Raw genomic sequence first — 17,805 nt, 5'->3', positions numbered from 1 at the left:
AATGAGATCTCGCTCATAAAAATAGCATTATGTAGCTAAAGTTGATTAAAACTGCAGATAAACAGACTCTGAAGATATGGTGTTGAATAAATTAAAAACAAGGGTGAAACGCCTAAATTTTACCCTTAAATGCTTTGCTTGCGGTCATCGCTTTTTAACTCTTAAATTGCACAATCTTTTTATTTATTACTCTTCGTAAGTCACTTAAGCCATACGGTTTATCGGCAGGTGCATATACATGGTAGCGGTATCATTAAATAAGCTACTAATCGCAAATGAAGCGTGTGTTAATATCTTATGCAATCAGCGTTTGCTAATATTATTTTTAGTAGTATAGAGTTCATCATATTTTTTGTTGCTATAAAACGCGTTGATTGAGTTTTAATAAAAGGGAAAATAAAGTGCAAACCAACAAAGATAACTTAGTAGTCCTTGGCGCTGGCTGGCTTGGCCAAGCCTTATGTATTGATGCACAAAAACAAGGTTGGCAAGTGCAAGGAACTCATCGTAGTGACACTCATCAATTTGATTTTGAGCGTCAGTTTGTTTTACAAAACGGCGAGCTGCAGCATCAAGTAGATTTACAAAATGCGTATTGGGTATGTGCTATACCGCCGCGCAGTCGTGACAGCGAAAGCAATTATTCGCAAGTGCTGGAACAGGGGTTAAAGCTGGCAACTGAGCTTAATTGCAAAGGTTTTTTATTGTGCTCATCGACTGGAGTGTATGATCAAGAGCCTGGAGTTTATAGTGAAAGTAGCGATATATCTAGCACTAACGAACGACAAATAAAGCTCTATGATGCTGAAGAGCAAGTTCTTGAACAGCAAGGTAAAGTACTGCGCTTAGCTGGGTTGTTGGGGCCAAACAGAGAGCCGGGTCGGTTTGTGGCGGGTAAGGAACTCAACACCTCTAGTCAGCAAGTGGTGAACATGGTGCATCAACAAGATGTGATCAATGCCATTTACGCGGTACTTAACAATTGGTCACAAGGGCAAAGCATTTATAATGTAGTTAACCCTGCGCACCCGAGCAAAGCAGATTATTATGCACAAAAGTGTGAGCTGTATGGCACACAAATGCCAAGTTTTAGTAGTGATGAAGTCGCTGAGCGCAAAGTTATTGGCTCAGCGATAGAGGCGCTGGGTTTTAGTTATCAGTATGGTATTTAACAAGAAGGTAAGGGCGAATTTTTTATAAAGTCGCACAACTTACCTTCACTTAGTAGTCTGTTAGCCGCTTCAATATCGGGGGCAAAGTAGCGGTCTTTATCGTAATAGCTAACATGTTGGCGTAGCAGTGCTTTCGCATTTTCTACCTGCTCACACGCATGTAGCGGCTTTCTAAACTCTAGCCCTTGAGAAGCACTCAGCCACTCAACAGCTAATACACCTTGCGTATTATTAGCCATATCAACTAAGCGCCTAGCAGCAAAAGTTGCCATAGAGACATGGTCTTCTTGATTAGCTGAGGTTGGTAAGCTATCTACCGAAGCTGGGTGTGCTAGTGACTTGTTCTCAGAGGCGAGCGCAGCTGCGGTTACTTGAGCAATCATAAACCCTGAATTTACCCCACCGTTTTCAACTAAAAATGGCGGCAATTTTGATAAATTAGAGTCAATAAGTAAGGCAATACGTCGCTCAGCTAAGGCGCCAATTTCGGCAATGGCAATCGCAAGATTATCAGCGGCCATAGCAACGGGCTCAGCATGAAAGTTTCCGCCTGAAATAATATCCCCTACATCGGCAAAAACGAGTGGGTTGTCGGTTACCCCGTTTGATTCACATATTAATACCTCGGCGGCTTGGCGTATTTGGGTTAAACACGCACCAAGTACTTGCGGTTGGCAGCGCAGGCAATAAGGGTCTTGTACTTTTTCACAATTAATATGTGAGTCACTAATTTGTGAGTGGGTGCTTAATAGCTCTCTAAATACGTGCGCGGTATCAATTTGCCCTTGTTGACCACGAACCTCATGAATACGTGCATCAAATGGTGCGCGACTGCCCATGGCGGCCTCAATACTTATAGAGCCAATAACACAGCTTTGTGCGTACAAGTCTTCGGCTCTAAATAAGCCCTGCAGTGCAAATGCAGTAGAGGCTTGCGTGCCATTTAATAAGGCTAAGCCTTCTTTGGCGGCTAATGTCAGTGGCTCAAGCCCTGCAATTTTTAACCCCTGTTCTGCGCTTATTAGCTCTCCTTGGTAGCGCATTTTCCCTTCACCCAATAAAGGCAGGCACATATGAGCAAGGGGGGCTAAATCGCCCGAAGCGCCCACTGAGCCCTTTTTAGGCACGCATGGGTACACTTCATTTTTGAGTAGCTGTATAAAAAACTCAATGACTGCTAAACGAATACCAGAATAACCCCGTGATAAAGAATTTACTTTTAGGGTGATCATTAATCTGACGGTGCTGTCATCCATTAATTCGCCAATGCCCGCAGCGTGTGAAAGCACAATACTGCGTTGTAATAGTTCTAGCTCATCATTCGCTATTTTAGTATTGGCTAATAAACCAAAGCCGGTATTAATACCATATACAGTACGCTGCTCGTTTATTACGTCTTGAACGGTTTGCGCGCTGGCTGCTATTTGTGTGACGGACTCAGTTGCCAAAGTTAAATCTACGGCCGATTGATTAATTTTTCTTAAGGTATTTAATTCAAGCTGACCCGGTGTGAGTGTGTATGAAATCATGACTTATCCTTGTTAAGCATAGGTAGGTCTAGGTTTTGTTGTTGTGCACAGTTTTTTGCAATGTCATAACCAGCATCGGCATGGCGCATTACACCGGTAGCGGGATCGTTCCACAGCACTCTAGCAAGGCGTTGCTCTGCTTCATCGGTACCATCGGCAACAATAACTACACCTGAATGCTGGCTAAAGCCCATTCCAACGCCGCCACCATGATGAAGCGATACCCAAGTAGCACCGCCAGCGGTATTGAGCAGGGCATTTAAAAGTGGCCAATCAGAGACAGCATCGGAGCCATCTTGCATGCTCTCTGTTTCACGATTAGGACTAGCTACTGAGCCTGAGTCAAGATGATCGCGGCCAATAACTACTGGTGCTTTAAGTTCACCATTTTTAACCATTTCATTAAAGGCAACCGCTAAACGCGCGCGGTCTTTTAAGCCAACCCAACAAATACGTGCAGGCAAGCCTTGAAATTGAATTCGCTCACGCGCCATATCAAGCCAATTATGCAAATGCTTATCATCAGGAATGAGCTCTTTTACTTTTGCGTCTGTTTTGTAAATATCTTCGGGATCGCCCGATAGTGCTACCCATCTAAATGGGCCAATGCCTTCACAAAATAATGGACGAATATAAGCAGGCACAAATCCAGGGAAATCAAAAGCATTTGCTACGCCTTCTTCGAGCGCCATTTGACGAATATTGTTGCCGTAGTCGGTAGTTGCTGCGCCCGCATCTTGCAGTGCCAGCATCGCTGTTACTTGAACAGCCATTGACTGTTTGGCCGCTTTTACCACTGCTTGTGGATTATCGATTCGCATTTTTGCTGCATGCTCCATACTCCAACCTTGTGGCAGGTAGCCGTTAAGCGGATCATGAGCAGAGGTTTGATCGGTGACTATATCGGGAGTAATACCACTTTTTACTAAGGTACTAAAAACATCAGCCGCGTTACCAAGTAAACCCACAGAAAGCGCTTCACCTTTTACACAGGCATCGGTTATTAATTTTAATGCATGCTCAAGATCTGTCGCTTTTACATCGACGTACCCTGTTTTTATTCGAAAATCGATACGGCTTTCATCACATTCCACCACTAAGGCACTAAAGCCAGCCATGGTTGCAGCTAATGGTTGTGCTCCGCCCATTCCTCCTAGGCCACCTGTTAACACCCACTTACCTTTGGCATCGCCTGAGAAATGTTGTTTTGCCATAGCTACAAAGGTTTCGTAAGTGCCTTGAACAATTCCTTGAGAACCAATATAAATCCAAGAGCCAGCGGTCATTTGGCCGTACATCATCAAGCCTTTTTTATCTAACTCGTTAAAATGTTCCCAGTTAGCCCAGTGCGGAACAAGGTTAGAATTTGCAATTAATACCCGCGGTGCGTTGCTATGAGTTTTAAATACCCCCACCGGTTTACCTGATTGCACCAATAGGGTTTCGTCATCTTCAAGGCGCTCAAGCGTCTCAATTATTTTGTCGTAGCTTGGCCAGTCACGGGCAGCACGGCCAATCCCACCATACACCACCAAAGCTTGCGGGTGCTCGGCAACATCAGGGTCTAAATTATTCATTAGCATGCGTTTAGCTGCTTCGGTTTGCCAGCTTTTAGTAGATATTTGATTACCATGCTGTGCGCGAATTGTGCGTTGTGTGTCCAGTCGATGATCCATTATTCACTCCTGTTAAATTTAAGCGTTATGGGCTTTATTATTGTTTTTAAATGTTAATTGTCCGCCCAAGCGGTACTTACTGCCTGGCGATATAAGTCGTGCAAAACTAACAATTCCGTTTACCGACCAAGTACGGCGTATTACTTGTAAACAGGGCTCTTCATTATATAAATTAAGCCATTGGCACATTTCACTGTTTGGCGTAATAGCCTCTACCGTATGCCTCGCTTGCGTTAAAGGAGCAACTGTTGATAAGTATTCGTGCGGAGTAAGGGCGGTAAAATCTTGTTGTAAATAATCTTTTGCAAGGGGTGGATTTACAAAGCGCTCCTCTACTTGCAAGGGACTGTCGTTTTCATTATGAATAATGACACTGCGATACACCACGCTATCTACCTCTACACCTAAAGCAATTGCAATTGGCGCGACGGCATTAATCGATTCTAATACTTGCACTGTGCAGCTGTAGTTTCCGTTTCGCTCTTTTACTTCATTGGCGATGTTTTTTATTTCAAGTAATGACGACTGAGACTTGAAGCTTGCTACAAACGTACCTAGGCCTTGGCTACGGGTTAAAATACCGGCATCAGTGAGTTCACTAAGTGCCCGACGTGCGGTCATTCTGCTTACTGTAAACTGTTTGGCTAGTTCGTTTTCTGAGGGGACACGTTGGTTTTCAAGCCAAAGCCCACTGCGTATTTTGTCCACAATAAACTGTTTTATTTGCGTAAACTTAGGTGTTGGCATAAATATTTTTAGTATATTAAAAATAAACAATACCTAGTAAGATGGCATAATCATCTTGTATATACAAGATGTGTTTTTAAACTTGTTGAACACTATCGCGGAGAGACTTATGCAAGCCACAGAATCCACAGAACAGTTAAATGATATCGATTTATTACTCACCGATGCCAATATTGCCACCATGGATAACAACATTGATGCACCTTATGGAGCGATAGAAAATGCGGCTTTAGCAATTAAAAATGGCAAAATAATATGGTTGGGTGAGCAAACTGAGTTACCTGATTTTGATGTATTAGCCACTCCGGTAGTAAGTATCAAAGGGCAGTGGTTAACCCCGGGCTTAATTGACTGCCATACTCACTTGGTGTTTGCCGGTTCTCGTGCAAAGGAGTTTGAGCAGCGTTTACAGGGGGTAAGCTATCAGCAAATTGCCGCGCAAGGGGGCGGAATTGCAAGTACCGTGAAAGCAACCCGAGAGGCTGACCACGAACAATTATTTGTAGCAGCAAAAGATCGTTTAAATGCACTGCTAGCTGAAGGTGTCACTACGGTAGAAATTAAGTCAGGGTATGGGCTTGATATAGAAAATGAAAAAAAAATATTAGAAGTCGCTAGGCTTTTAAATCAACATCATCCTATTGAAGTCATTAATACCTTTTTAGGCGCGCATGCACTACCTTTAGAGTTTAAAAATCGCAGTGATGATTATATAAATGTAGTGTGTAATGAAATGCTTAACACCCTTGTTGAACATGATTTAGTCGATGCAGTTGACGTATTTTGTGAGGATATTGGTTTTAGTCATGCTCAAACGCAGCGAGTATTTGATGCGGCTAAAAAACTGGGGTTAGCAATTAAGTGCCATGCTGAGCAATTATCCAATCAACAAGGTGCTGCGCTGGTGGCGCAATACAATGGTTTGTCGGCCGATCATTTGGAATATCTTGATGAAGCCGGAGTTAAAGCTATGGCAAATGCAGGTACTGTGGCGGTATTACTGCCCGGCGCTTTTTATTTTTTAAAAGAAACGAAATATCCTCCGATTGAGCTGTTAAATAAATACAAGGTCCCCATCGCAATTGCCAGTGATTTTAACCCCGGGACATCACCGTTATGTTCTTTGCAATTAATGATGAATATGGCTTGTACATTATTTAATTTTACTCCAGAGCAGGCATTAATGGGAGTCACGGCACACGGGGCTCAGGCTCTAGGTTTTGCTGATAGAGGCGTATTAAAAGTAGGTGCTCGCGCCGACATAGCACATTGGCAAATTGAGCATCCAGCACAATTAAGTTATCAGTTTGGGGTAAATAAACTGTTAAATCTATGGATATTGGGTAAACTTAGCTAATTATAAGACTTAACTCTTAAGCCTATGTTTTATTTAATGTCAGTGAGTACCTCAGCTATGGATGGAACGTTATTGAGCTATAGCAATTTAGCTATTTTTTTAAGTGGTGCACTTTTAATGGCAATGGTTGCAGCGTTGTTAACCGTTAAAAGTAACGTAATAAGGCTCAGCTTTTTATACACTGGGCTGATTGGTTTAGCTATGGTTAGCACTGCCATCCCTTGGTTTGTTTTGTTATTGGCTCTGGGATTTGCTTTTCATTTATATCAGGCGAATTTGCTAAAGCAAAAAGTCCCGTTACTTATCAGTGCCTGTGCTTCAGGCGGGCTTGTTTTATTATTTACAGGTTACCTCTTTTTTACATTGCATTTAGCGTGGTTACTTATTCCAATTTTACTACTCAGTAGCAGTGGTTTTTTAATGGCTAATACGCCGCAGACTGCTCCAACTTTAAAGCCAGAAACCGAGCCTGAAGCGTATGTTGAAAACTCACCCTTAGCCAGCTTCCCTGATAAACAGCAGTTACGTCAAAAATATAATGAACTCAATGATAAGGATTCATTTACAGCAGCAATCATCGTACTGAGGCTAGAAGGTTTTGCTCAAGTTAATCAACATATTGGCCGAGATTTTGGCGACTTATTATTATCTCAGTCGGCCAATCGAATAAAAGATTTATTAGATAGCGATGAAGTTTTTTTTCTTGCTGAGCATGCTAAATTAGCGCACTTGGGTGGGTTAAACTTTGCATTTATTTGTGATTTACAAAATCATAATCATTTACATCAACAGCTTATAAAGCAAATTATTGGCGCTACCTTAAAACCGTTTAATGTAGCTAATTGTACGATTGAAGTAAAAGTAAGAGCCAGTTATGTACATTGTAATAAACAAAGCAGCAGCTTTGATGAGCTAATTAGTCATGCTTACTTGGCGCTTGATAGTCGGCCAGCTAAACAAATTGTGGCTTATCATCAGCAAATGACGACTGATCATTTAGAGCAGCAAGCGCGATTAACTGAGCTGGCGAATATCAGCTTTGCTGATGAGTTCGAATTGTTTTTTCAACCGGTTATTCGAAATGAAGATGGCCAAATTGAATTTTTAGAATTGCTATTACGCTGGCAGCATCCAACCCAAGGGACTTTATCGGCGAGCCAGTTTATCAACGATATTAGAATTGCAGGGCTTGGTTACTCACTTGCGACCTTTGTTATTGAACGAGCTGGAGAGCTTGCCATGGCACTGCGTATGGAAGGAATGAGGGTGCCTTTAAGTGTTAACTTATTTGGCCCAGAAATGCTCAACGAAGAGTTTGTTGATTTTGTTTATGGGGTTATCGGTGAGCACCAACTTAGGCCTGGTGATTTAATTTTAGAATGTCCGCTACACATTTTTACTAGCCTAGATGATAAAGGTAGAGCTATGATAGCAAGACTTAACAGCTTAGGTTTAAAAGTGTGCGTTGATGGTTTAGGTGATAATCCTGTATTACTTTCTAAGTTACCTAGTTTAGCGGTGGCATACATTAAAATATCGCCTGCATTAACTGCTGACTTTAGTAATCAAAATAACATACGTAGTTTAGTAGGTGGTATGGTTGAAATGCATAACCAGCAACAGACGAAAGTTATTTTTGAAGGTGTTGAAACACTCGATCAACTAAAGTTTGTAAAAAGTCTAAAAGCCTACGCTTCACAGGGATACTATTTTGGACACCCATTGAGCAGTTTAGGATTAATGAGTTGGTTTAAGCAATGGTTAGAAGCACAAGAACTTTAAGTGTGTTTTAAAGGCTTAGTTTTGTCTGTAAATAGGTATTAACTAAAGCACTCATCACTTGGCCACACTGTAATTTACCTGCAGTTATAGAATGAGGGTGTTGTGAAGGTGCTGCTTCGCATAAGTGTAAATAAGCACTGCGCGGATCATTTGCAGCTAAGTAAACATAATGCTCACCATCGCTGACATCAAAACCACAGTAATTAAAGGCACTTGCAGGCATATTGGTTAAGCTATCTAAATCAACTTCTACCCCTAGCGGTGCGTTATCAAACCTTTGGAGTGCATGGGTGGTTGCTTCTGTTAAGTTTATTTCGCGCTTCACATTAATTGTTTGATAGCTTGTGTAGCTAAAGTTAGCGCTCTGCATAGCATCAAAAATAGGCTGATTGTTTTTTAGCTCATGTAAGCCAATAACATGGTAATTCTTGAGCCGCTGCTCTTGGTAAGCGTAGCGAAACCCATTACCACTGTGCCTACCTTCACACTCACGAAAGTCGGCATGAGGATCTAAATTAATCGCGTTAATTGCGCTGTAGCTATGTTTGGCAAGCGAGCGAATAATACCCAAACAGTTATTGTGTCCGCCGCCAATAATAATAGGTTCAAGGCCCGCTTTAAAAACCATGTCTAAAATTGCTTCAACTCGCTCATCTACTTCAGCGCACAGCTTACGCAATTGAGCTAAGTCGTTTGGATTATGATTATCAAGCGTTTGGGCTTGTTGCATTAAATCATCGAGGGTGACTTCGCCAAGCAGTAATACTTTTTGCATGGCAATAGCGTCATTGTGAGGTTGGTTTAAAAAGCGTTGTAAAAACGCAGGCCAAGCATGCTGTGCGCCACCATTTCCTAGATTGGCTCTCGGGCCAATGTCTTCACAAATCCCGAGTAAAACAAAGCGCATACCAAATTGTACGGCATCAGCAAGTGCTTGTTGAATATTGTCGCGGGCATCAAGTAATGCCATCGACTGCCATGCTTTTAGCTCTCCAGCACGGTCAGAGCAAATTTCCTTTACCGTGCTTTCGTCGTATAGTTTAAGGTGAACGGTCACGCTACAGTTCTATTATTTCTAGCTCTAATTCTTCAGCTGAAAGCACAATACCGGTACTGTCAGCATATACAAAGTCATCATCAAAAAATGATACGCCAGCGAAATTAACCCCTATACCGCTTTCGCCCGCGCCTTCACTGTCTGCTGCAACAGGAATTGACGCAATAGCTTGAATACCTAAATCAAGTTCTTCAAGCTCATCAACGTGACGTAATGCACCATATACGATAATGCCTTGCCAATTGTTTTCTAGTGCCAGCTCAGCCAGCTCAATGTCGATTAATGCTCTGCGAGTTGAGCCGCCACCATCAATAAGTAAAATCTGATCAGTACCATCTTGAGAAAGTAATTGGCGGATCAGTTCATTGTTTTCAAAACATTTTACCGTTTTAATGCGGCCACCAAAACTGTGTCGACCACCAAAGTTGATGAACATAGGTTCAAGCACATCAACCACATCAGCAAAGTGGTCGCATAAATCAGAAGTGCTGTAATCCATTATTTTATCCTCAAAAGATACATAAGTTAGTGACTCAGTATACCCTCCTTATATGCAATAACAACGACTTAATCGCAGTAAATTTAGCCATAATTAGAACTAAATCAACTATAAGAATAATAATTCTTTCATAAACTTGTCATTTCCCCACAACAAGATTATAAACAGGTGTATTGCATCCATGATGCGGCTGAACATTTTTACCTTCAGTGGCACGAGTTGTAAAATTGAGTAATACTGTGGTTAGGCCAATGGTTTTATATTGTCCATTTGTTTAAAAGGAGTTTGTTAATGGTTAGACTTTACCGGCGACCCTTTTTATTTGTTCAAACTTAATGAGTTAAATGAAAGAAAGCATCACTTTATACTGCGCTGGCAAATTTAATATAGGTATTTACAATGAATTTTCTACAAAATCTGACGATAAAACGCCGTTTGCAACTAAACGCCTTAGTTGTAGGTTTAGCAATGATTGTCATGCTATGCATCATAATTTATGAAGCACGTGTGATGCTTAAATTAAATGAAACAATTCAATACGCCGAAGAGCTTGATGTGCATGAGCTTTCGATGCGTAAATATGAAAAAGACTTCTTATTTTATAAAGATGAAAAAAGCTTAGATTTATTCACCAATGAATATAAACAGCTGCAGCTCAAACTAGGGAAACTATCTGTTCTATCGAAAGATTTAGATATTGCCATTGATCAGGTTAACCAATTTGAGGTGCTTGCAAAGCAGTATTATGATGACTTTCAAATTGTTGTTGATTTGCAAAGGAAGATAGGTTTACACCCTAAAGACGCGCTTTATGGCGAACTGCGTGAGTCAGTACACAACATTGAAACATTATTGAATCAGCAAAATGATTATAAATTACTGACCACTATGTTGCAGCTACGTCGTGCTGAGAAAGATTTTATGTTGCGTTTAGATACCAAATATTTAGACCGATTTAATAAATTAGGTGATGAGTTAAAACAACAAGTAAATACCTCAGAAATACCTAGTAATATACGCAATCAATTAACTTCATTAATGACCAATTACCAAGGCAAATTTACCGCACTAGTTGAAGCACAAATCGCTTTAGGGGTTGATTTAGATTCGGGTGCTCTTGGAAAAATGAGAGTCAGTATTAAGAAAAGTGATGATGTGGTGACTGCCATTACTTCGGCCACTAAAAAACAAGTTGCTGAGACAGCCCAGCAGGCGCAATTATTGGCAATAGCCATATTTATAATTGCCAGTGTGATTGTGATGGTTCTTGTGTACTTAACGAGTCGCTCAATTATTCAGCCTATTGAGAGAGTTTATCAAACTATTGACAAGATAAGGAAAAACAATGATTTAAGCTTGTTTATAGAGCATAAAGGGGAAGATGAAGTCACTAGGATGACCATAGATTTTAATAGCTTGATTAGCGACTTTAAAGATCTTATCTATGAAGTAAATACTGCTCTAACAACGCTTAATATAGCAACGGGTAACTTATCTGAAACAACCTCAGCGACTAGCTCAGGCATGCAAGAGCAATTGCATGAAGCGGATATGGTGGCAACCGCAGCCACAGAAATGCAAGCTACGATTCAAGACATTTCACACAATACAGAAGCTGCTGCTAAAAAAGCTGAATCAACCAATTTAAGTGCGCAACAAGGTCAGGTTGAAGTAGAATCAACCATTAAACATATTAATGCTTTGTCTGATTCGCTTGGTAAAGCCTCCAGCGTGGTGTCACAGCTAGAAAAAGATGGTGAAACCATTGGCTCTGTACTTGATGTAATTCGTGCCATTGCAGAACAAACTAATTTACTTGCCTTAAATGCGGCCATTGAAGCAGCAAGAGCGGGTGAACAAGGTCGTGGTTTTGCGGTTGTTGCAGATGAGGTGCGCTCACTTGCACAACGCACACAAGAGTCAACTAGCGAAATTGAGGGTATTATTAACACCTTACAACAGCGTACCCAAGAGGTAGTAAGTATCATGCATCAGTGTCGTACTCAAGGTGGTGAGAGTGCAACACAAGCAACAAAAGCGGGTGAATTGCTAGGAGCTATCACTGTTGATGTGCAAACGATTATGGAAATGAGTACGCATATTGCTACTGCTATTGATGAACAGAGTCAGGTAGCATCAGAGGTTAATAAAAACGTAGTCCGTATTCGAGATATTGCTGAAGGGGCTGCTGCTCATTCACAAACTAATGCACAAACTAGTGAAGAGGTGTCTGAGCAGTCAAGGGTGCTTCATCAAGCAATCTCAAAATATAAAGTTTAATTATCCATAGAAACAAGCGGCTTAATTGCCGCTTGTTTGTTATTAACGAAGCAGAAGCATCATAACTGACGCTAAGGTACAAATTTTATTGGTACGCTATCTTTGTTATTTTCATGTTGTTTAACACGTTCTAAATAAGTGTCCCACAACTTAGTATGTTCGGCTTGTAACTTAGCCAAATATTGCCAGCTAAACAACCCGCTGTTGTGCCCGTCGTCAAACTCTAAACGCAACGCGTAATGCCCTACGGGTGTAATGCTTTTAATGCCCACTGTTTGTTTATTAAGTACTAACTTCATAGGCTCAGAGCCATGGCCTTGCACCTCGGCTGAGGGAGAGTGAACCCGTAAAAATTCAGTACTGAAGGTTGCGTCTGAATGATCATCAAAAAACACATCTAAATTTTTACTTACACTATGATAGTGCACTTTAGTTACTTGTTTCATCGTCATCTCACTTACAAAAAAGCCTCCATGCTGGAGGCTTTTAGTATACATTAAACGGCTGTTAAAGAATAAAGCGGCTTAAGTCTTCATCTTCAACCAGCGCACCTAGGTGCTTTTCAACATAGGCAGCGTCAATAACTAAACTTGAACCCGCTTTTTCAGAAGCATCATATGAAATTTCTTCCATTAATCTTTCCATAACAGTATGCAGACGGCGAGCACCGATGTTTTCGGTTTTCTCATTAACCTGCCAAGCGGCTTTAGCAATTCGCTCAATTGCATCGTCGCTAAATTCAACAGCGACATGCTCTGTTTTGAGTAGCTCGCGTTGTTGCTCCGTAAGTGATGCGTGTGGCTCAGTTAAAATGCGCTTAAAGTCATCGGCTGTGAGTGCTTCAAGTTCAACACGAATAGGTAAACGGCCTTGTAACTCTGGGATCATGTCTGATGGTTTAGACATCTGGAATGCACCTGAGGCAATAAATAGCATATGGTCAGTTTTGACCATGCCATGCTTAGTGTTTACTGTAGAACCTTCAATAAGCGGTAGTAAATCACGTTGTACACCTTCACGGCTTACATCTGGGCCTGAGGCTTCACCGCGCTTACAGATTTTGTCGATTTCGTCAATAAACACAATGCCGTTTTGCTCTACAGCAAAAATTGCCTGCTCTTTTAATTCTTCAGGGTTAACTAATTTTCCGGCTTCTTCTTCGGTAAGTAGTTTAAATGCTTCTTTAATTTTAAGCTTACGTTTAGTGCGTTTATCACCACCCATATTTTGAAACATGCCCTGTAGCTGGTTGGTCATTTCTTCCATACCTGGAGGAGCCATAATTTCAACATTCGGTTGAGCTTGGGCTAAATCAATATCGATTTCTTTGTCATCTAGCTGGCCTTCGCGTAATTTTTTACGAAACGATTGACGTGTCGATGAGCTTTCATCGCGCTGAACTTCCCCATACTGATCTTTCACTGGAGGTAGTAATACATCTAAAATACGCTCTTCAGCGGCTTCTTCTGCACGGTGTTTAAACTTTTTGGTTTGTTGTTCACGGGTCATTTTGATTGAAACGTCGACTAAATCACGGATGATAGTTTCAACTTCTTTACCTACATAACCTACTTCTGTGAATTTAGTGGCTTCCACTTTAATAAAGGGGGCATTAGCCAGTTTTGCTAATCGACGCGCAATTTCCGTTTTACCTACACCAGTAGGGCCAATCATTAAAATATTCTTTGGCGTTACTTCTGCACGTAAATCTTCGTTTAACTGCATACGGCGCCAGCGATTACGAAGGGCAATAGCAACCGCTTTTTTTGCTTTTGCTTGACCAATAATATGTTGGTCTAGCTCATGAACAATTTCTCTTGGGGTCATATCAGACATAGCGGGTTCCTATTACAATTCTTCGATAGTTTGGAAGTTATTCGTAAATACACAGATGTTGCCAGCAATTGTAAGACTTTTCTCTACAATTTCATGGGCACTTAAGTCGGTATTTTCTAATAAGGCGGTTGCAGCAGATTGTGCAAAGTTTCCGCCGCTGCCAATTGCGATCAGGTCGTTTTCAGGTTGTACGACGTCACCATTACCAGTGATGATCAATGAGGCAGTTTCATCAGCGACAGCTAGCAGGGCTTCAAGTTTGCGTAAGGCACGATCGCTACGCCAATCTTTAGCCATTTCTACAGCCGCTTTAGTTAGATTGCCTTGGTGCATTTCTAATTTGCTTTCAAAACGTTCGAAAAGGGTGAAGGCATCAGCAGTACCGCCAGCGAAACCAGCGATTACTTTGCCATTATAAAGACGTCGAACTTTTCGGGCATTGCCCTTCATTACAGTATTACCAAGAGAGACTTGGCCGTCACCACCAATAACAACTTTGTCATCACGGCGTACACTTACGATTGTAGTCATGTTATTCCTCATCATCGCGCTGCAAGGGGGCAGCGCGTAAAAAACGATTATGAAGAGGTTATATGGGTGAATGGTTTAAATTCAAGTCCAGCCCCAAATTCCGCAGCCAACGATATTAATTCGTTTTAGTTTGTTCTTATCACTTTCTGCTTGGCGCTTGGTTTCATAAGGCCCTAAACGCACCTTATACCAAATACCATTAGTACCTGTAGTTTTTTTGATCTCTGAAATTAGCCCTGCAAAGGCTATTTTAGCCTTTAAGGTTTCAGCTTGTTGATGCGTTTTAAATGAACCACACTGCATAACATAAGGGCCTTTTTGTTCAAGCTCTTTCACTTCAACTTGAATTTCATGCTCTTTAATTTCTTTAATAAATTTCGGTGGCCGCGGTTTAGCTATTTCTACTTGTTTTTCGGGTGTTGGGTTTGCCTGTTTTTCAACAAGATCAGGATCGGCATTATTTTTAACAAACCAGAGTCCATATGCGAAACCACCCACAAGTACTAGTGCAATGAAAGTTAATAACAGCGGAAAAGGTTTTTTAGCCGGTTCTTGTTTGGTGTTTTTTTTATTCTTTGGTTTTTTATTAATATAATCGTGCTGTGCCATGGTGTTATGTGTGGCCTTACCTAAATCATGTCTGTAGGGTCGACATCTAAACTCCAGCGAACTTTTTGAGCAAGTTTGCTGGTGCTGAGATAATCAACCATTTGTGCAAGATACGGGTGTAAAATGCGTCGATCTTGCGCTTGAATATGTAATTGAAAACGATACATCCCTGCAATTTTTTCTAAAGGTGCTGGGATTGGTCCAAGCAATTGTATACCAGATACCCCATTGACAGGAACCAAATCCGTTAGAAAGTCGACGACTTGCTTAATGTTATGTCCTTGTGCACGAACTATCACCATACTGGTGATAGGCGGCAGTTGCGCGTCACTTCGCTCAGTGAGCGCAAAGCGGGCAAAATCTTGATAGCCGTTATTAACTAAATCTTGTAATAATGGGTGCTCAGGGAAGTGCGTTTGTAATAATACTTCACCGGGTTCACCAGAACGTCCAGCTCTGCCTGCAACCTGAGTCACTAATTGAGCAAGGTGTTCTGTTGCCCTAAAGTCACACGAATATAAACCACTATCTACATCTAAAATGAGTACTAAGCTTACATCCGCAAAGTGGTGGCCTTTGGCCAGCATTTGCGTACCGACTAAAATGCGTGCGCCACCTTGGTTTATTTCATCCAATGCTTTTTCAAGGCTGCCTTTGCGCCTCGTAGAGTCACGGTCTATTCGGCTAATTGGGATGTCTTTAAATTCAGTACTCAAAAATTCTTCTATTTGTTCGGTGCCTTTGCCGTTAGGAAATATCTGCGTGCTTCCACAGTCAGGGCATTGATGCGGTACTTGATATTGGTCACCACAATGGTGGCAAATCATCTGACCGATGGCTTTATGAAAGGTTGCACTCGTGCTGCAGCGATTACATTCACTTAACCAACCACACTCATGACATATTAAAGTGGGCGAAAAACCACGGCGGTTTAAAAATACCATTACCTGTTTACCTTTATTCAGGTGCTGGCGCATTATCGCTAGGCTCGCATGGGCAATACCTGCTTGATCAGGCTGACCTTTCATGTCGAGAAGCTTAAATTGATTATCGGTGGCAGTTTGTGCTCGCTCACTTAATGTGAGTAACTGGTATTTGTTATTAATTGCTTTGTGCAGTGTTTCTAAAGCGGGGGTAGCACTGCCTAAAATAAGCGGAATGTTATGCTGATAAGCTCGATACGCTGCTAAATCGCGTGCATGATAGCGTAAAGTATCTTGTTGTTTAAATGAAGCATCATGTTCTTCATCAACCACAATCATCCCGAGTTTTAAAAAGGGCAGAAAAATACTCGAACGAGTACCTATAACGATGGCACAACTGCCTTTTTCACAAAACCGCCATGTTTGCAGGCGCTCGTTATCGGTGAGCGCTGAATGCCATAGCATAATTGGCGTGTCAGGGAAGCGGCGCCTAAAACGATTCACTGTTTGCGGTGTTAGACCTATCTCAGGAACAAGTACTAACGCTTGCTCTCCACGCTTTAACACCTCTTCAAGACACTGTAGGTAAACTTCTGTTTTACCGCTACCAGTGACACCTTCAAGTAAAAAGCTATTGAAACCGGTGCTTTGATTAATAGCTGTGCAAGCAATCGCTTGTTCTTTATTTAAGCGAGGCTTAGTGCCCACAGTAGGAGAGGCATGTTGCCATTGATTGTCATGTTCAATGGTTTGCACTATCAACTCTTTTGCCAACAGGCTATCAATAGTCTTTTTATTAAACCCGAGTGCTTTTAGTTCCGTTAATGATGATTTACCCGATGCAGATAATTGCTTAAGCAAGTTAAGCTGTGTTTTAGCTTTTAAAGATGGTAAAAGCGCCCCTTTATCAGTTAACGTCAGCATATTTATACTGGTTTTATCAGGGCATTCACCTTGGCGCAGAGCATTGGGGAGTGCAATATGAATAGTTTCACCTAGTGGATAACAATAATAACGCGCAGTAAACTTCAGCAGCTCCAAATGTTGCGCAGATAACACCGGCGAATTATCAATTACTTCAATAATAGATTTGATTTTGCCTTCAGGAACTTCTGTATCGGTTTTTAAACTAAGGATAACCGCTACTTTTCGTTGATTGCCAAAAGGGACGAGTACGCGCATGCCAGACTGCAATTTAGTCAGCGGTGTTAATTGCTCATCCACTTTATAATCAAAGGTGCGAGGTAAGGGGACTTTTATTGCAACTTCAACAAAACACATAACAACTCAACTAAGAAACCTAATAGCCTAATGTACTAAAAATAGTATTAAAAGCCTACCGACAAATCAGTAATCAATAGGTGTTTGCAGACTTTTTAGTAAAAAGAATAATTAAAGCTTGTGTGCGTGCGGGTTGTTGGATAAAATTCGCGACCAATAAATTTGTTTTAACGACGTATGGTGCCAGACTTCGGGTTTGGAGAGCGATGCGGCCTTAACTAGAGGTTCCTATGAAAGAAGGTATTCACCCTAAGTACGAAGTAATTTCTGCAACTTGTTCATGCGGAAACAAATTCGAAACTCGTTCTACTTTGTGTAAAGACATTCACTTAGACGTATGTTCTGCGTGTCACCCGTTTTACACTGGTAAGCAAAAGATTTTAGACACTGGCGGCCGTGTTGATCGCTTCAACAAGCGCTTCGGTGCACTTAGCAGCAAAAAATAATTTTTTGTTTCTATGTAAAAAAAGCACCTTAGGGTGCTTTTTTTGTGCCTAAAATTCACTTATCCCTCCATTTTTATAAC

15 protein-coding genes are annotated in these 17,805 nt (G+C 41.3%); 5 read left to right on the top strand and 10 right to left on the bottom strand.

Annotated elements, in window-relative coordinates; all coding sequences use genetic code 11:
- Positions 1-401 precede the first annotated feature (401 nt).
- A complete protein-coding gene (locus tag QL989_RS06390; RefSeq protein ID WP_290169136.1) occupies positions 402-1,172 on the top strand; it encodes an NADP-binding protein in 771 nt (256 codons plus the stop codon).
- Here QL989_RS06390 and hutH read toward each other — a convergent pair.
- The 3 genes from hutH to hutC are packed head-to-tail and all read right to left on the bottom strand — an operon-like array spanning position 1,169 to position 5,124.
- Positions 1,169-2,701, bottom strand: coding sequence for a histidine ammonia-lyase (gene hutH, locus QL989_RS06385; RefSeq protein ID WP_290169134.1), 1,533 nt, complete (start codon positions 2,699-2,701; stop codon positions 1,169-1,171). The genes QL989_RS06390 and hutH overlap by 4 nt on opposite strands.
- The gene (hutU, locus tag QL989_RS06380; protein ID WP_290169131.1) at positions 2,698-4,377 is read right to left on the bottom strand and encodes a urocanate hydratase; all 1,680 of its coding nucleotides are present in this window, start codon (positions 4,375-4,377) and stop codon (positions 2,698-2,700) included. The genes hutH and hutU overlap by 4 nt, the downstream gene beginning before the upstream one ends.
- 18 nt (positions 4,378-4,395) lie before the next feature.
- Complete coding sequence (gene hutC, locus QL989_RS06375) at positions 4,396-5,124, bottom strand: histidine utilization repressor (RefSeq protein WP_178954700.1); 729 nt, start codon at positions 5,122-5,124, stop codon at positions 4,396-4,398.
- Between the two features lie 109 nt (positions 5,125-5,233).
- Here hutC and hutI point away from each other — a divergent pair, with 109 nt between their 5' ends.
- Both hutI and QL989_RS06365 read left to right on the top strand, forming a co-directional pair.
- Positions 5,234-6,481: an imidazolonepropionase gene (gene hutI / locus QL989_RS06370; protein ID WP_290169128.1), complete on the top strand. Its 1,248-nt coding sequence runs from the start codon at positions 5,234-5,236 to the stop codon at positions 6,479-6,481.
- Positions 6,482-6,538: 57 nt separating this feature from the next.
- On the top strand, positions 6,539-8,263 hold the full coding sequence (locus tag QL989_RS06365) for a GGDEF domain-containing phosphodiesterase (RefSeq protein ID WP_138607264.1): 1,725 nt from the start codon (positions 6,539-6,541) through the stop codon (positions 8,261-8,263).
- 7 nt (positions 8,264-8,270) lie between these two features.
- Here the strand turns inward: QL989_RS06365 and QL989_RS06360 are convergent, their stop codons facing one another.
- Both QL989_RS06360 and rraA read right to left on the bottom strand, forming a co-directional pair.
- A complete protein-coding gene (locus tag QL989_RS06360; RefSeq protein WP_290169125.1) occupies positions 8,271-9,320 on the bottom strand; it encodes a formimidoylglutamase in 1,050 nt (349 codons plus the stop codon).
- Between the two features lies 1 nt (position 9,321).
- Positions 9,322-9,819 carry a ribonuclease E activity regulator RraA gene (gene rraA, locus QL989_RS06355; RefSeq protein WP_008465762.1) on the bottom strand — a complete coding sequence of 166 codons (498 nt, stop codon included), beginning with the start codon at positions 9,817-9,819 and terminating at the stop codon, positions 9,322-9,324.
- Between the two features lie 399 nt (positions 9,820-10,218).
- Here rraA and QL989_RS06350 point away from each other — a divergent pair, with 399 nt between their 5' ends.
- A complete protein-coding gene (locus QL989_RS06350) occupies positions 10,219-12,099 on the top strand; it encodes a methyl-accepting chemotaxis protein (RefSeq protein WP_290169122.1) in 1,881 nt (626 codons plus the stop codon).
- A gap of 71 nt (positions 12,100-12,170) precedes the next feature.
- Here QL989_RS06350 and QL989_RS06345 read toward each other — a convergent pair whose 3' ends face one another.
- From QL989_RS06345 to priA, 5 genes are all read right to left on the bottom strand, one after another.
- Positions 12,171-12,545 (bottom strand): gamma-butyrobetaine hydroxylase-like domain-containing protein, encoded by a 375-nt coding sequence (locus QL989_RS06345; protein ID WP_138607214.1) that lies wholly within the window; start codon positions 12,543-12,545, stop codon positions 12,171-12,173.
- 61 nt (positions 12,546-12,606) lie between these two features.
- A complete protein-coding gene (gene hslU / locus QL989_RS06340; RefSeq protein WP_138607212.1) occupies positions 12,607-13,935 on the bottom strand; it encodes an HslU--HslV peptidase ATPase subunit in 1,329 nt (442 codons plus the stop codon).
- 12 nt (positions 13,936-13,947) lie between these two features.
- On the bottom strand, positions 13,948-14,466 hold the full coding sequence (gene hslV / locus QL989_RS06335; RefSeq protein WP_010390410.1) for an ATP-dependent protease subunit HslV: 519 nt from the start codon (positions 14,464-14,466) through the stop codon (positions 13,948-13,950).
- Between the two features lie 81 nt (positions 14,467-14,547).
- Positions 14,548-15,075 (bottom strand): SPOR domain-containing protein, encoded by a 528-nt coding sequence (locus tag QL989_RS06330; RefSeq protein WP_290169118.1) that lies wholly within the window; start codon positions 15,073-15,075, stop codon positions 14,548-14,550.
- Positions 15,076-15,095: 20 nt separating this feature from the next.
- Complete coding sequence (gene priA / locus QL989_RS06325; protein ID WP_290169115.1) at positions 15,096-17,279, bottom strand: primosomal protein N'; 2,184 nt, start codon at positions 17,277-17,279, stop codon at positions 15,096-15,098.
- A gap of 230 nt (positions 17,280-17,509) precedes the next feature.
- On the opposite strand from priA, the gene rpmE reads away from it, so the two are divergent.
- Positions 17,510-17,725, top strand: a complete 216-nt coding sequence (rpmE, locus tag QL989_RS06320) for a 50S ribosomal protein L31 (protein ID WP_008115018.1) — start codon at positions 17,510-17,512, stop codon at positions 17,723-17,725.
- Positions 17,726-17,805 lie beyond the last annotated feature (80 nt).

Origin of the sequence: Pseudoalteromonas sp. APC 3224 (assembly GCF_030407535.1) — a bacterium.
Taxonomy (GTDB): Bacteria; Pseudomonadota; Gammaproteobacteria; order Enterobacterales; family Alteromonadaceae; genus Pseudoalteromonas.
This window is presented reverse-complemented; position numbering and strand designations above follow the sequence as displayed.